The sequence below is a fragment of the Vibrio sp. 1402 genome, from assembly GCF_033340275.1.
Window position 1 is genome coordinate 439,703 of record NZ_JAWOWE010000003.1, and the last position, 16,514, is coordinate 456,216.

Genomic DNA, 16,514 nt, shown 5'->3' on the forward strand with positions numbered 1-16,514 from the left:
ATGCCAAAACGTACTGACATTCAAAGTATTCTAATTCTTGGTGCTGGTCCGATTGTTATCGGTCAGGCATGTGAGTTTGACTACTCTGGCGCACAAGCGTGTAAAGCTCTTCGCGAAGAAGGCTACCGAGTTATCCTAGTTAACTCTAATCCAGCAACGATTATGACTGACCCAGAGATGGCAGATGCGACTTACATCGAGCCGATTCAGTGGGAAGTTGTACGCAAGATCATCGAGAAAGAACGTCCTGATGCAGTTCTGCCAACTATGGGTGGTCAGACAGCACTTAACTGTGCGTTAGATTTAGAGAAGCACGGCGTTCTCGCAGAGTTTGGCGTAGAGATGATTGGTGCAACGGCTGATGCAATCGACAAAGCGGAAGACCGTTCTCGTTTTGATAAAGCGATGAAGTCTATCGGCCTTGAGTGTCCTCGCGCAGATACAGCGAAGAGCATGGAAGAAGCTTACAAAGTTTTAGATATGGTTGGCTTCCCTTGTATCATCCGTCCATCGTTCACCATGGGTGGCACTGGTGGTGGTATCGCGTACAACAAAGAAGAGTTCGAAGAAATCTGTCGTCGTGGTCTGGACTTATCTCCGACCAACGAACTTCTTATCGATGAGTCACTCATCGGTTGGAAAGAGTACGAAATGGAAGTCGTTCGTGACAAAGCGGACAACTGTATCATCGTATGTTCAATCGAGAACTTTGACCCAATGGGCATCCATACGGGTGACTCAATCACGGTTGCTCCAGCACAAACACTGACTGACAAAGAATACCAGCTTATGCGTAATGCATCGCTAGCTGTTCTGCGTGAAATCGGTGTTGAAACAGGTGGTTCAAACGTACAGTTTGGTATCAACCCGAAAGATGGTCGTATGGTCATCATCGAGATGAACCCGCGTGTATCTCGCTCTTCTGCGCTAGCATCAAAAGCAACAGGCTTCCCAATTGCGAAAATTGCCGCGAAACTGGCTGTTGGCTTTACGCTAGACGAACTACAAAACGACATCACAGGTGGTGCAACACCTGCGTCATTTGAACCAACTATCGACTACGTCGTAACTAAGATCCCTCGCTTTAACTTCGAGAAATTTGCTGGTGCAAACGATCGTCTGACAACTCAGATGAAATCGGTTGGTGAGGTAATGGCGATTGGTCGTAACCAACAAGAATCTCTTCACAAAGCACTGCGTGGCCTAGAAGTTGGCGCAACTGGTTTTGATGAGATGGTCGATCTGGAAGCGCCAGATGCACTGACTAAGATTCGTCACGAACTTAAAGAAGCAGGTGCAGAGCGTATCTGGTACATCGCCGATGCATTCCGAGCGGGTATGTCAGTCGACGGTGTGTTCAACTTGACTCAAATCGACCGCTGGTTCCTGGTTCAAATCGAAGAAATTGTAAAACTCGAAGAACAAGTCAAGGCGGGCGGCTACGCAGGTTTGACCAAAGAAGTGCTTCGTCAGATGAAACGCAAAGGCTTCTCTGATGCTCGCTTGTCTAAATTGCTTGGTGTCGCTGAAAGTGAAATTCGCCGTGCTCGTGAGCAGTTTGATATTCATCCGGTTTACAAACGTGTGGATACATGTGCAGCAGAGTTTTCTTCTGACACGGCTTACATGTACTCATCTTACGATGAAGAATGTGAAGCAAACCCAACAGACAAAGATAAGATCATGGTTCTTGGTGGCGGTCCAAACCGTATCGGCCAAGGTATCGAATTCGATTACTGTTGTGTTCATGCATCACTTGCGCTGCGTGAAGACGGTTACGAAACCATTATGGTTAACTGTAACCCAGAAACGGTATCTACTGACTACGATACGTCTGATCGTCTGTACTTCGAGCCAGTAACTCTGGAAGATGTACTGTCTATCGCTCGTGTTGAAAAACCAAAAGGTGTGATTGTTCAGTACGGTGGTCAAACGCCACTTAAACTGGCTCGTGCTCTAGAAGCGGCTGGTGTGCCAATCATTGGTACTAGCCCAGATGCTATCGACCGTGCGGAAGACCGCGAACGCTTCCAAGCCGCTGTTGACCGTTTAGGTCTACTTCAGCCAGAAAACGCGACAGTAACAACGATGGAGCAAGCGGTTGAGAAATCGAAAGAAATTGGCTTCCCATTAGTTGTTCGTCCATCTTATGTACTCGGTGGTCGTGCGATGGAAATCGTATACGACGAGCAAGACCTGCGTCGCTACTTCAACGAAGCAGTAAGCGTATCGAACGAGTCTCCAGTTCTGCTAGACCGTTTCTTGGATGATGCAACCGAAGTTGATATTGATGCTATCTGTGACGGTGAACGCGTCGTTATCGGCGGTATCATGGAGCACATCGAACAAGCGGGTGTTCACTCTGGTGACTCTGCATGTTCACTGCCTGCATACACGCTAAGTCAGGAAATTCAAGACAAGATGCGTGAGCAAGTTGAGAAGTTAGCATTCGAACTCGGTGTACGCGGTTTGATGAACACGCAGTTTGCTGTGAAAGATAACGACGTTTATCTAATTGAAGTGAACCCTCGTGCTGCTCGTACGGTACCATTCGTATCGAAAGCGACAGGCGCTCCTCTAGCGAAAATCGCTGCACGTGTAATGGCGGGTCAATCTCTAGAGTCACAAGGCTTTACTAAAGAGATTATCCCTCCTTACTACTCAGTGAAAGAAGTGGTTCTGCCGTTCAACAAATTCCCTGGGGTTGACCCTCTATTGGGCCCTGAAATGCGCTCAACAGGTGAAGTAATGGGTGTGGGTGCAACGTTCGCAGAAGCTTACGCGAAAGCAGAGCTAGGTTGTGGTGCGGTTTATCCTGAAGGTGGTCGTGCGCTACTGTCTGTACGTGAAGGTGATAAAGAGCGTGTTGTTGACCTAGCTTCTAAGTTAGTGAAACTGGGTTACCAGTTGGATGCGACACACGGTACTGCTGTAATTCTGGGCGAAGCGGGTATTAACCCACGTTTGGTAAACAAAGTACACGAAGGTCGTCCACACATTCTTGACCGCATCAAGAACAACGAATACACCTACATCGTAAACACGGCTGCTGGTCGTCAAGCGATTGAAGATTCGAAAGTTCTACGACGTGGTGCACTGGCAGAAAAAGTGAACTACACAACGACACTGAATGCAGCGTTCGCAACATGTATGTCTCATACTGCAGACGCAAAAGCGTCAGTAACTTCGGTTCAAGAGTTACACGCTAAAGTGAAAGCGAGTCTAGACGCGTAACAGATAAAAATCAGTAAGCTCATTAATCAGGGCTTACATGACAACCTCATTGCCCGCTCATTTGAGCGGGCTTTTTTATATCGAGGTTTTTCTAAAATGAAGAGCATTAAAGTGTGCTAGGAACGATTGGTATGCTTCGCTTTTGAAGATCATTAAGCTAATGATGGCAAGCAATGTACCCAAAGATGAAGAAATAGTACTACCATTTGCTACAACAAAATTAATGCTGCAAGTGAGAATGATAAAAGAGATAGTAAGTAAGTTTATTTTTGCAGCAACACTTAATCCTTTGCTTATTGTCAGAATGTTTGGAATGCATACAACAACAACCGTAATAGCTCCCAATGTAAGGAGGTAAGTATCTAGAGCAATGTGTTGAGTGAAAGAAAACCAGTCATTCCAAATGCTTAAGCTAATAGCCAGACCAATAGTCAATGCCAAGTATAAACATATACTTAGTGAGATGTTTGCTATGCTAATTGATTTAGTATTCAACTTTCAATTCCTCATAGATTCCAATAGCAAGATTTCTTAACTCTCCCGAATAACCGCTTCCTACTATGCTAATTGAGCCTCCAATTGCATCTAGAAGCTGATGAGAAATGGATGCGGATATTGTTGCTTGTGAATACCTCTTAGGAATTTCTCCTGACAACATTAGCTGTTTACGAGCTTTATTCGAAATGCTCGGAAGGTTTTTACGGATGATTTCTTTAGTTAATCTTGTTCTTTCTTGTCTGTTTAAGCCTTTTAGAATCTCGGGAACGCCTTTCTTAGTGGTTTGCTTAAGAGATTGAACCATTTTTATCGTTTGATATCCACTAGCGCCCGCTCCAGCTAAGGAGATGTAATCTAAAGCTTTAGTTGTATTTTGATACCACTCATTACTGTCTATATCCGATAATTTGTCTGGTGATTTAGATACCATACGGGTTCTTGCTACTCCAATAGCACATTGAGCTGTGGCAGCAACAGTAGCGGCGTGTGAGATATAGGACATAGTTACGCCCACAGGACCACTTACTGGTATTGTTAGCCCCGAACCAACTACCCCAATCCAGCCAATCGCTGCACCAATACAGCTAATGCTCGCTGATAGAAGCTCTTGATTGAATCTTGATTTTGACTCTTCCTGTTTTATTTTTTTTGCAAATTCTTGAGATGATTGTAATTTTATCGGTTCTCGTAGAATGATAAAGGTAGGATTGATATGGCATGTGGATTTAAAGTCTCTTAAGCGTACAACGGTGAATTTGTTATCAATATAAATTACACCCGCACCGCTAGTCTCTGGTTTAGCGTCAATAACGCTGAATAGCTGATTAATATTCACTATCTGTTCGATTTTTAAGCGTAATTGCTGTTCTTTTATTGATGGTCGAGTCAGTAAGGCTTCCATTATTTTCGTTTTTTATCAGATTAAATATTTCCTATTAAGACAGCATTTTCTTTTTCTATCAAAATATTAAGAGGCTCTTGAGGTGAGGCTCTATATTTGGATGTAATTGATATTTTTAATGTATCATTCTCTAGATTTATTAACTGATGAAAATTAGGAATAGATTGGTGTCTTGACTTTCCATTGGTAGTTTTGTGAATAAGTGCTACCGTTTCTTCCTCTTTGATACCTCTTCAAAAAGGAAGTGTAGTGGAAATCACGGTTGAAATTTTGTTGGCCTTATTTTTGGTTGCGACTGCCGCAGGCTTTATTGATGCGATGGCTGGTGGGGGAGGGCTCATTACGCTCCCTGCGCTTTTGGCTGCGGGGTTGAGTCCGACTCAAGCTCTAGCGACCAATAAGTTACAAAGTTCGTTTGGCAGTTTCTCTGCTAGCTGGTATTTCGTGCGTAACGGTATTGTTAGCTTAAAGGAAATGCGTTTTGCGATACTCTGCACTTTTATAGGCGCTGCAATCGGTGCCGAGGCTGTGCAGTTTATTGATGCTAGCGTACTCACCAGTTTGATCCCTGTTCTTTTGATAGCCATTTCCCTCTATTTTTTACTCGCGCCAAGTACGCGAAAAATCGATGGAGAACCAAAGTTATCTGAAGCGATGTTTGCGCTATGCATTGGTGGCGGGATCGGTTTCTATGATGGCTTTTTTGGCCCTGGGACTGGATCTATTTTTACTGTTTGTTTTGTTGCACTAGGTCACTTTTCTTTGGTCGAAGCCACTGCTAGAACCAAAATTCTCAATTTCACGTCAAACATTGCGGCACTACTCTTTTTTATCTTCGCTGGGTTGCCCGTGTGGAAGCTTGGCTTAACCATGGCTGTTGGCGGTTTTCTTGGTGCTCAGTTAGGAGCGAAGGTCGTGGTAAGTAAAGGACAAAAATGGATTCGTCCTCTAGTTATAGTGATGTCGATGCTTATGGCAACGAAACTTCTTTGGCAACAACATCAGCAATGGATTCTGTCAGTGCTTTAACTCGTTCGCTACGATATGTGCTGTGACGTAAGCAGATATGTATTGGTCGAACTAACTGATCTAGCTCTTCAAAGTCATAGCAGAACTTAGATGTGATATTAAGTGTCGTTAGGATAGATTTAGGGATTAAAGCGGGAGCCATACCTCCCAAAGCCAGTTGTGCTGCCGCAGTATACGAATCCATTTCCATCAAAGGTTCGATTCCGTGTTTGGATAAAATAGCTTGTTGATATGTGTTGGCAGGGTTAGTTAGGTCATTGGTCAAAATAGCTTTAGGTAGTTGTGAAAGTGAATGTCGACTGACAATTGAGAAAGGTTCATCGGCGAGGTGAAGGCTCATTAATCCATGATGAGGTGGTAGATAGCCAGCGCAAAATCCCAATGTTGCTTTGCCTGATTTCACATTCTCAATAATGCGTGGCGTATGATTGGTCGATATTCGTATGTACTGATCATGGGCAAAGTGTTCTGCCATGATCATGCTGAGGTATCCAGCGACTAAGGTTTCAGAGCAGTCTATCTTGATCAAAGAAGTATCTTCTATTTGTTGTTGATCATAGATCTGACCTCTTAACTCATTGAACGTTGGCTCGATCGTGTTGATGAGGGCAAGGCCATCGGAGGTCAGCTTTATGTGCCGACCATTCGGCTCTATCAATTTTTTTCCTAACTTCTTCTCTAGATTTGAAATACGTTTACTCACGGCAGATTGACTAATATAGAGTTGACTGCCTGTGCGGCTCATGGTTTTTTCTTTACTGAGGACAAGTAACGTTTCAATACCTTCAAGCAACATAATGATTAATGAAAGTTAGGAATGGTTGAGATAATTTAGCGAATTGCCCAAGAATTGGCGAATCAAATGAGCATAAATGAGAGGAGCCGACACTTGGTCGACTCCATGGTGAGTGATGTTGTTGGTGTTTAACGGTTAATGGCGAAAGTTGGCAGGGATAGATGCCAACGAATCGCACCGAGACGTATAATGAGCGTTGAGATTACACCAGCGAGTAAAGCCGTTGAGTGGTCATAACCCATGTTTACCGCCATCGTATGGAAGATGCCGCCAATAATACATGCCGTAGCATAGACTTCACTTCTTAATACCATAGGAACTTCGCGAGCCAGCACGTCTCGTATAATGCCACCGCCACAGCCAGTAATAACCCCCATTATCACCGCGACCATCCCAGATGCATTGTAGGCGAGTGCCTTTTCTACTCCTATTCCCACAAACACAGCGAGACCGATGGCATCACAAACGGGTAATACCCACCATGAGAGTCGCTTGGGTCTTCGAATAACAAGCATGGTTAGTAGACACGTAACAAATATCACCCATAAGTAAGTCGTATCTGTTATCCAAAATACGGGAGTGGCACCAAGCGCCATGTCTCGGATTGTTCCGCCACCTATAGCAGTCACACTGCCGAGCACGATAACGCCGAATGGATCCATTTTTAAACGGCCCGCCAGTAATACGCCAGAGATAGCGAAAACAGCGGTACCGAACAAATCGATCATATAAAGCAGCATGGAGTCCATGTTACTTAGTACCTTTAAATAGTGTGAGAAAAAATGGGCGGAAATTGTACGGTATTTGCCACGAAATCGTTAGCGTTTTTGACGAACGCTTTTAAAGTGCTCACACACTTCCTTGATCGCGTTCAATGTGCGTGGTGTCGGACGGTTAATCCAATCAGAGTTTAGGGACCAGATGTGTTTGTTTTTAAGAGCAAGAAGCTCATTACTCCACTCAGCCCACATACCATCGTTACTCATTGCGTGACGAGAAGTAAAAATAACCTCTGGCTGGCGAGTAATGACTTGCTCGATGCTAACTTGAGGATAAGGCGCGCTAGATGCGGCGAAAATGTTCTCACCACCGCAAAAAGTAAAGACTTCACTTGGCCAGTTCTTTCCGGCGACAGTGATGATAGGCTTTTCACTCAACTGATAAAAGTAACTAACTTTCTCGTTCGAGTTGTACTGTTCTTTTAGTGTACTCAGCTGCGTTCTAAAATCTTCAGCGGCTTTTTTTCCTATTTGTGGAGTTTCGCTGTATTGGCTGAGTTGCTCGATATTATTGGCGATATCTTCTAATGAACCTGTAGTGGAGTAATAGATAGGAATACCGAACTGTTTAATTTTCTCCAACTCTTTAGCGGGGTTTCCGGCTGGCCAAGCAATCACTAAGTCCGGCTGAAGAGCAATAATGCGCTCTAATTTAATTCCTTGATAATTTGAGACTCTTTCTAGCTGCTTTGCCTGTTCTGGATAATCGCTCATTTCGCTGACAGCAACAAGCTGCTCTCCTAGCCCTGCTGCAAAGGCAATTTCGGTGGCATGTGGAGCTAAACTTATAATGCGTTGAGCGGGTTGAGCGAAGGTCGCTGTCGAAACAAACAGCGTTAATGCGAAGCATAATTTATTCATCATAATCCTTGATAAATTATTCCTAAAAGCAAACTTTGGATTGCGATCCAAGCCAGGACGCGCCAAACGAGCAGCGTATGTATTTGTGAAAGGTGAATAGCCGATGGCGCAATGCGCCCACCGATTTTTGCGCGCTCTGCACGCACACCTTGATAGATAGCAGGGCCGCATAAAGACAGTTGTAGTTTGTGTCCGATAGTACATAACACCCAGCTAGGTCCTGGTAAGGGCCAAGACTTCGCTTGCTGTTGTATTCCAGAGAGCACATTACTTGTATTCTTTCCGGCAGCTAAAAGTATGGCAAAGAGACGAAGTGGAATAATATCCAGAGTAGCAACCAGTTGAATCACAGGTTTACCAAAGGGCAAATATTGGCGTCGGCTAGGGGACCACACTCGCGCTAATTCTGTTGTGAGTCGATACATTAACGCACCAATACCACCTGTTAGTGCGTACCAAAATAGCACGCCGATCACGTTGCGGCTGTATCCCATAATCAGGGTTTCTGAGCCAGCTTTACCTATGCCAACGATCGAGAGGCTACCAGTATCGCGATTAAGATATGGTCTCAGTAATGCTCGACACTGAGCTTTGTCTTCCGAAGAGATACTTGTGACGAGCTGTTTCGTTAACGTTTCGCTGTTGCGCCAGTCTAGCGCAATGATCAATAGAACCAGTTCATATAAAGGGATTTGCCAAACAAATGGCTTTACTGCAATCAGTAATATCAAGCAAGGAAACAGCATCAAGCCTAGTGCAAGACTGCCTGAGATTACACTCTGTGAGTAATTGTGATTATTGTTCACTTTGTTAGCTAGCTGCTCTGCTAGCTTTCGCCATAAAGTGATGGGGTGCGCTGAATGGGGGATTGGCACTAAAAGGTGCAAGATCAGTGCACCCCACATAATGAGGAGCGCACCGTTGGCATAAAATGACTGAAAAACTTCTTCCATGAATGAGTCGTTTACTTAATGAGTTCCAGCATTTTGAATACCATTTCGGAAGAGCTTTTTGCTGCTAGAGGCAGGAACTCATCAAAGCTCATTGGTGATTCTTTATCAGCGACATCAGAGATTGCACGCACAACAACAAACGGTGTGTTGAATTGGTGACAAGTTTGAGCGATAGCAGATGCTTCCATTTCTACAGCGATAACAGACGGAAAGTGTTTACGAATAAACTCTTGACGCTCAGCAGTACAAACAAACGCATCGCCAGTACAAATTAGGCCGCGAACCGCATGAGTGTTTTCCATTTGTGCTAGGGCTTTTTCTGCTAAGTCCATTAGCTTGTCATCCGCTTTGAATGCAGCTGGTTGACCGGCCATTTGGCCAATTTCATAACCAAAAGCGGTTACGTCTGCATCGTGATGACGAACTTCTGTAGAGATAACTACATCGCCAAGGTTTAAGCTTGAATCGAAACCGCCAGCAGAGCCTGTGTTAATCACAACGTCTGGTTGGTATTCATCAAGAAGGATTGTCGTGCCCACTGCCGCTGCAACTTTACCGATGCCCGATTGTAGTACGACGACTTCGACATCGTTAATTTGACCAGAGAAAAACGTACAACCTGCTTTATTTACAGTTTTGCAGTTTGTAATTGCTTGCTTCAGGATGGTCACTTCTTGTTCCATCGCACCGATGATACCAACTTTCATAACACTCTCTTTAGGTAAATATTTTAGTTGGCCGAGAGTATAGCACTCCCCGTTGGCAGTTTTCTATTTGATGAGCTTAGCTTGAGTGAGCTTTTCTCGTAATTGATCGGCGCGCTTTCTGTTTACGCCAAAGTCAGAGTAGCCCACACGAGATTCCGAGCGCACAATCAGTTGGTCTCCTGCTATTTTTAGTTCGAGGTCATCCACGAAGCGCATGATTTTAGATGTGCACTCGATACGAAGGTAGTTGCTTTCTTTCACCGCGGTTTTCGCGCCTGGCAGTTCAAGCGCAACTTGCTCAATAGCGTCGATGTTCGCTGAATCAACTAAGATAAATGGCGTTAGGTTGTATTTTTCTCGCGTGTCTTGGGTGGAGACGCAGTTTGGTTTGTCACCACAAGGTGATTGAGAACGATCCGTCATGGTTGTGACTCCTTGGCTACAAGCGGTTAAGCCGAGCAAAGTAATGGAAAGGAGAGCGGCTTTTTTCATTATATTTACTCTTATAATTTTGTTTCTAATTATATGGATACAAAAGAAAAAGGATCCAATAACAGGACCCTTTTTGTGAGGTTAGCTGAGATTAAACTTCGAGGTAATCGAGAATGCCTTCTGCCGCTTTTCGTCCTTCATCAATTGCGGTTACGACAAGATCAGAACCTCGTACCGCATCGCCGCCCGCGAAGATCTTTTCATTGCTGGTCTGGAATTGGAACTCTTGCTTCGCAGGGGCTTTGATACGACCCCATTGATCCAAATCGACATCAAACGGTGCTAACCAGTCCATTTTGTGCGGCTGGAAACCAAACGCCATGATAACAACGTCTGCTGGTAGAACGTGCTCGCTGCCTTCAACGGGCTCTGGGCGTCGGCGACCCGCTTCATCAGGTTCACCAAGTGCGGTTTTCACCACTTTGACCCCCGAGACTTTGCCTGACGCATCCACTTCAACTCCCAAAGGCTGAAGGTTGAACATGAACTTCACGCCTTCTTCCTTTGCGTTTTTTACCTCGCGACGAGAGCCCGGCATGTTGGCCTCATCACGACGATAAGCACAAACTACATTGGAGGCACCTTGGCGAATTGAGGTACGAACGCAGTCCATTGCTGTATCACCACCACCCAGTACGACGACTTTCTTTCCTGCCATATCGATAAAGGGTTGGTTACTCTCAAGATCCATGACTTTGTAGGTGTTCGAAACTAAAAATGGCAGCGCGTCATACACACCCGGCGCATCTTCATTATCTAGACCTGCACGCATGTATTTATAGGTGCCAACGCCCAAGAAAACAGCATCGTATTCATCAAGCAGTTCTTGCATTTGGACATCTTTGCCTACTTCCATGTTCATGCGGAACTCGACGCCCATTTCAGTGAACACACGGCGGCGGTTTTCCATCACGCCTTTTTCAAGCTTGAAGGAAGGAATACCGAAGGTCAGAAGGCCTCCAATTTCAGGGTAGCGGTCAAACACGACTGGCTTAACGCCATTGCGCACTAGGATATCCGCGGCAGCCAAGCCAGCTGGGCCTGCTCCAATGATTGCGACCTTTTTATCGGTCCACTCCACCTTGGACATATCTGGCTTCCAGCCCATTTCAAACGCTTTGTCGGTAATGTACTTTTCTATGTTACCGATGGTGACGGCACCAAAGTCATCATTAAGCGTGCATGAACCTTCACATAGGCGGTCTTGAGGACAAACGCGCCCACATACTTCCGGTAGGCTGTTGGTTTGATGCGATAGTTCAACCGCTTCAAGAATACGACCTTCATTGGCAAGTTTTAACCATTGAGGGATGTAGTTGTGGACTGGGCATTTCCATTCACAATATGGGTTGCCACAATCTAAGCAGCGATCCGCTTGTGCAGTCGCCTGTTGTTTAGTGAACGGTTCATAGATTTCAACGAACTCGATCTTACGAACTTTGATAGGCTTTTTCGCAGGATCTACACGCTGCACATCGATAAATTGATAAACGTTCTGGCTCATGATTCAAACATCCTCCATGATTACTGTGCTTGAACACGCAGCTCTGCGGCACTGCGGCTCTGGTGACCAAGTAGCGTGCGAAGATCTGCCGCTTGTGGTTTCACCAAATAGAACTTTGGAATCCATTCATCAAAGTTCGCCAAAATATTTTCAGCATGACTCGACCCTGTTTCTTCAAGGTGTTCCGCAATTAGGCCACGCAAATGTTCTTGGTGGATGTAAAGATCGGACAATGAGATGGCTTCGACAGACTCAGTATTAACTCGACCTTCAAAGCTTTGGTTCTCATCCAGAACATAGGCAAAGCCTCCAGTCATACCCGCGCCAAAGTTCACACCTGTCGCACCAAGAATGGCAACAATACCGCCAGTCATGTACTCACAAGCGTTATCGCCAGCACCTTCAATGACGGCTATCGTACCTGAGTTTCGTACGCCGAAACGCTCACCTGCTTTACCGGCTGCAAATAGTTTACCGCCGGTCGCGCCGTACAGACAGGTGTTACCAATGATGGTTGCTTCATTACACTTAAATGCAGTGCCAAGGTGAGGTTTGATAACCACTTTACCACCCGCCATGCCTTTGCCCACGTAGTCGTTCGCATCGCCCGTGAGGTAAAGCTCTACACCACCTGCGTTCCAAACACCAAAGGACTGGCCTGCGGTGCCGTCAAGATAGATTTTGATAGGGGAAGCCGCCAACCCTTGGTTGCCATAGCGTTTTGCTATTTCGCCAGATAAGCGTGCACCAACAGAACGATCAGTGTTGATGACATTGTAGAAGAAACTTGCCGATTGACCGTTTTCGACCGCATGCATGGCATCATCAATGATCTTTTGGTTGAGCTCAGCTTTATCAAACGGTTTGTTTGGCTCTGTCCAAAATAGCGGATGACCCTCAGGTGATACTGGAGCTTCTAGAATATTGGATAGATCCAGCTTGGTCTGTTTCGCTGTAAATCCCTCTACCGCCTCAAGTAAATCGGTACGACCAATCAAGTCCGTCAGCTTTTCAACGCCAAGTTCGGCGAGTAATCCGCGCACTTCGTCTGCCAAGCCGATGAAGTAATTCATCACCATTTCTGGTAGACCTTTGAAGTATTCTTTACGCAGTGTCTCGTCTTGAGTCGCAACCCCAGTTGCACAGTTGTTGAGGTGACAAATTCGTAGGAACTTACAACCCATAGCGACCATTGGCGCAGTACCAAAACCGAAGCTTTCTGCACCTAAAATTGCGGCTTTAACTACGTCTAAACCAGTCTTTAGACCACCGTCTACCTGTAAGCGGATCTTATGACGCAGACCATTAGCAACCAGAGCTTGTTGTGTCTCTGCCAACCCCAACTCCCAAGGGCTACCAGCGTATTTTACCGAAGTTAATGGGCTTGCTGCGGTACCACCGTCGTAACCCGAAATGGTAATAAGATCAGCGTAAGCCTTGGCTACACCCGTTGCGATGGTGCCGACACCTGGCTCGGAGACGAGTTTTACCGAAACCAGCGCATTCGGGTTGACTTGTTTAAGGTCGAAGATCAGCTGGGCCAAATCTTCAATCGAATAGATATCGTGGTGCGGAGGAGGGGAGATCAGAGTCACGCCTTGTACCGAATAACGCAGTTTTGCGATTTCTGCGGTGACTTTGTGTCCTGGTAGCTGTCCACCTTCACCCGGTTTCGCACCTTGTGCCACCTTGATTTGCAGTACATCCGCATTAGTCAGGTAATGCGGCGTTACACCAAATCGGCCAGAAGCAATCTGTTTGATACGTGAGTTACGCTCAGTACCGAAACGGCGAGGATCTTCACCGCCTTCACCCGAGTTAGAGTAACCACCAAGACGGTTCATCGCCGTTGCAAGTGCTTCATGCGCTTCTGGGCTAAGTGCGCCAATGGACATTGCCGCTGAGTCAAAGCGTTTGAACAGTTCAGTGCGTGGTTCTATTTGCTCAAGTGGCAGCGGTGAGTCTGATTTTTTCAGCGACATTAAGTCACGCAGCATGGCAACAGGGCGTTGGTTTACCTGCTTAGCAAAGCTCTGATAGTCGTTACTTTCGCCAGATTTAACGGCCTGTTGCAGCGTGCCGACGACATCCGGGTTGTAAGCATGATACTCACCTCCATGGACGTACTTTAACAAGCCGCCATGATCAATCGATTTGCGTTTCGCCCATGCTTTACGAGATAAGTTTGTAAGATCTTGCTGGAAGTCGTCAAAATTCGCGCCTTCAATTCGAGTTGTGACGCCTTTAAAACACAGATCGACCACATTTTGGCTCAAGCCAACTGCTTCAAACAGTTGTGAGCAGCGGTAAGAGGCGATGGTTGAGATCCCCATTTTCGACATGATCTTGTACAGGCCTTTGTTGATGCCGTATTGGTAGTTTTGCATCACATCGCGGTAGTCTTTCTCTAGTGCTTTATCATCAATCAGTTTACCTAACGCTTCATAAGCAAGGTATGGGTAAACCGCAGTGGCACCAAAACCAAGTAAGACGGCAAATTGGTGTGGATCACGGGCTGTTGCGGTTTCGACAACAATGTTGGCATCGCAACGTAAGTTCGCGTCAATCAGACGAGTTTGAACGGCGCCGACTGCCATTGCTGCCGGAATTGGTAACTTACCTTTGACCAAGGCTCTGTCCGAAAGAACCACTAAAACCGTGCCTTCACGAACGACTTGCTCTGCTTGCTCACACAGATCATTAATGGCTTGTTTAAGATCTTTTTGTTGTGGGTCGTAGTTGATATCGAGAATGGTATTACGGTAATGATCGTCACTCAGCTCTAGTAGTTGCTGCATGTCAGAATAGAGCAGTACTGGAGAATCAAAGGTTACACGATGCGCGTGGCCATCGGTTTCACAGAAGACATTCATTTCCTGACCGATGCTGGTCGCCAGCGACATGACGTGTTTCTCACGCAGTGGATCGATTGGTGGGTTGGTGACCTGCGCGAACTTCTGACGGAAGTAATCAGTCACCAAGCGCTCTTTCGAAGAAAGAACCGCCATCGGGGTGTCATCACCCATCGAACCGACGGCTTCTTGCCCCATATCACCGAGGACACGCAATACTTGATCGACTTCTTCATTGCTCATAGCAAACTGCTTTTGATAAGTCTTAAGCAAGTCTTCATCAAAGCTGCGCTCACCTACTTGATCTTCAGGCAGCTGAGAGAACGGTGTTAGTTTGCGAACGTTGTTCTCCATCCATTCGCGATAAGGGTGACGAGATTTCAGGTCATTATCGATCTCGCTAGATTGCCAAAGCTTACCTTTACGAGTGTCGATGACGAGCAATTCCCCCGGACCTACACGACCTTTTTTGGCAACTTCATCTGGGGCGTAATTCCAAATCCCTACCTCAGACGCCAGAGTGATCAACTTGTCTTTGGTAATTACATAACGCGCAGGACGTAGACCGTTTCGGTCTAGGTTACAAGCAGCATAACGACCATCGGACAGTACGATACCTGCTGGGCCATCCCATGGTTCCATGTGTTTGGAGTTGAAATCGTAAAACGCACGCAAATCCGGATCCATGTCAGGGTGGTTTTGCCATGCTGGCGGCACAAGCATACGCATGGCACGGAAGATATCCATGCCGCCAGCTAAAAAGAGATCTAGCATATTATCTAGGCTAGACGAGTCTGAGCCTGTCTCGTTCACAAACGGTGCTGCAGTTTGTAGGTCAGGCAGCAGTGGTGACGAGAACTTGTAAGCACGAGCGCGTGCCCATTGTCGGTTACCTTCAATGGTATTGATCTCACCATTATGAGCAAGGTAGCGGAACGGTTGAGCTAATGGCCAACGCGGTTGAGTGTTGGTAGAAAAACGCTGGTGGAACAGACAGATAGCAGATTCCATACGTAGATCGGCAAGATCAAGATAAAAGCGCGGTAAGTCCGCAGGCATGCATAGGCCTTTGTACACCAAAACTTGAGTCGATAAGCTACAGATGTAGAAATCCGGATCTTCGGTGATTTGTTTCTCGATGCGACGGCGTGCGATGTAGAGACGACGTTCAATGTCGCGTTCGCGCCAACCTGCCGGTGCAGAGACAAAGACTTGCTGAATATTTGGAAGCGAGTTGGCCGCAATTGGACCGAGTACTTCTGAATTAGTTGGTACTTCACGCCAACCAGCCACAGTTAGCGTCTCTTGCGCCAGTTCTTTGTTGACGATGTCTTTAGCGAGTTGAGCTTTGACTGGATCTTGGTTGAAGAAAATCATCCCTACGGCGTATTGCTTGCCAAGGTTGAAACCATTTTCTTCGGCAATAAGACGTAAATAGGAATCGGGCTTTTGTAATAGAAGACCACAACCATCACCAGTTTTACCATCGGCGGCGATACCACCACGGTGAGTCATGCGGTCAAGTGCAGAAATTGCTGTACGTACCAGCTTGTGGCTTTGTTCGCCTTCCATATGCGCGATCAAGCCAAATCCACAGTTGTCTTTCTCAAGACTTGGATCATAAAGAGCCATTGCAATTCTCCCTTTGCTTATCCGTCATCCCGACAGATATATCAACACTGCTTACGTTGATATCGATGACTAACTATGCGTCATCTTTATAGCTTTATGTATAATTATTCAGTAAAAGTTGTGAAATATTTAACATTTTTTGAGTGTTTTATTTTCATCAACTTCACAAGCTATAGCTTATTGTAAAAAAGGTCAAGTTATTAGTGGATCATCACGTGAATATACGATTTACCATTTAATAAGCTAAAATAGTTTAATAATTTCAAATAGATAGAA

At 45.7% G+C, this 16,514-nt stretch carries 12 protein-coding genes; 2 read left to right on the forward strand and 10 right to left on the reverse strand.

Annotation, left to right across the window (positions count from 1 at the left end):
- Positions 1–3,234: a carbamoyl-phosphate synthase large subunit gene (gene carB, locus R7044_RS08410; protein ID WP_005381854.1), complete on the forward strand. Its 3,234-nt coding sequence runs from the start codon at positions 1–3 to the stop codon at positions 3,232–3,234.
- 75 nt (positions 3,235–3,309) lie between these two features.
- Here the strand turns inward: carB and R7044_RS08415 are convergent, their stop codons facing one another.
- Both R7044_RS08415 and R7044_RS08420 read right to left on the reverse strand, forming a co-directional pair.
- The gene (locus tag R7044_RS08415) at positions 3,310–3,729 is read right to left on the reverse strand and encodes a hypothetical protein (protein ID WP_155396149.1); all 420 of its coding nucleotides are present in this window, start codon (positions 3,727–3,729) and stop codon (positions 3,310–3,312) included.
- Entirely contained in the window at positions 3,719–4,633 is a 915-nt protein-coding gene (locus R7044_RS08420; protein ID WP_025768414.1) for a hypothetical protein, read from the reverse strand. The genes R7044_RS08415 and R7044_RS08420 overlap by 11 nt, the downstream gene beginning before the upstream one ends.
- Positions 4,634–4,882: 249 nt before the next feature.
- Between R7044_RS08420 and R7044_RS08425 the strand changes: the two genes are divergently transcribed.
- On the forward strand, positions 4,883–5,662 hold the full coding sequence (locus R7044_RS08425) for a TSUP family transporter (protein ID WP_005381847.1): 780 nt from the start codon (positions 4,883–4,885) through the stop codon (positions 5,660–5,662).
- Here R7044_RS08425 and R7044_RS08430 read toward each other — a convergent pair.
- From R7044_RS08430 to gltB, 8 genes are all read right to left on the reverse strand, one after another.
- Positions 5,604–6,458, reverse strand: coding sequence for a LysR family transcriptional regulator (locus tag R7044_RS08430; RefSeq protein ID WP_017821479.1), 855 nt, complete (start codon positions 6,456–6,458; stop codon positions 5,604–5,606). The two genes, R7044_RS08425 and R7044_RS08430, sit on opposite strands and share 59 nt — an antisense overlap.
- A gap of 128 nt (positions 6,459–6,586) precedes the next feature.
- A complete protein-coding gene (locus tag R7044_RS08435) occupies positions 6,587–7,207 on the reverse strand; it encodes a TRIC cation channel family protein (protein ID WP_005387377.1) in 621 nt (206 codons plus the stop codon).
- A 69-nt stretch (positions 7,208–7,276) separates the two neighbouring features.
- On the reverse strand, positions 7,277–8,098 hold the full coding sequence (btuF, locus tag R7044_RS08440) for a vitamin B12 ABC transporter substrate-binding protein BtuF (protein WP_205390712.1): 822 nt from the start codon (positions 8,096–8,098) through the stop codon (positions 7,277–7,279).
- A complete protein-coding gene (locus tag R7044_RS08445) occupies positions 8,098–9,051 on the reverse strand; it encodes a cobalamin biosynthesis family protein (protein WP_005381839.1) in 954 nt (317 codons plus the stop codon). The genes btuF and R7044_RS08445 overlap by 1 nt, the downstream gene beginning before the upstream one ends.
- Positions 9,052–9,062: 11 nt before the next feature.
- The gene (mtnN, locus tag R7044_RS08450; protein ID WP_005381837.1) at positions 9,063–9,758 is read right to left on the reverse strand and encodes a 5'-methylthioadenosine/S-adenosylhomocysteine nucleosidase; all 696 of its coding nucleotides are present in this window, start codon (positions 9,756–9,758) and stop codon (positions 9,063–9,065) included.
- A 63-nt stretch (positions 9,759–9,821) separates the two neighbouring features.
- Positions 9,822–10,250 carry a DUF1499 domain-containing protein gene (locus tag R7044_RS08455; RefSeq protein WP_025768418.1) on the reverse strand — a complete coding sequence of 143 codons (429 nt, stop codon included), beginning with the start codon at positions 10,248–10,250 and terminating at the stop codon, positions 9,822–9,824.
- 91 nt (positions 10,251–10,341) lie between these two features.
- A complete protein-coding gene (locus tag R7044_RS08460; RefSeq protein ID WP_005381833.1) occupies positions 10,342–11,754 on the reverse strand; it encodes an FAD-dependent oxidoreductase in 1,413 nt (470 codons plus the stop codon).
- Between the two features lie 20 nt (positions 11,755–11,774).
- Entirely contained in the window at positions 11,775–16,238 is a 4,464-nt protein-coding gene (gene gltB, locus R7044_RS08465) for a glutamate synthase large subunit (RefSeq protein WP_205390714.1), read from the reverse strand.
- Positions 16,239–16,514: the final 276 nt, after the last annotated feature.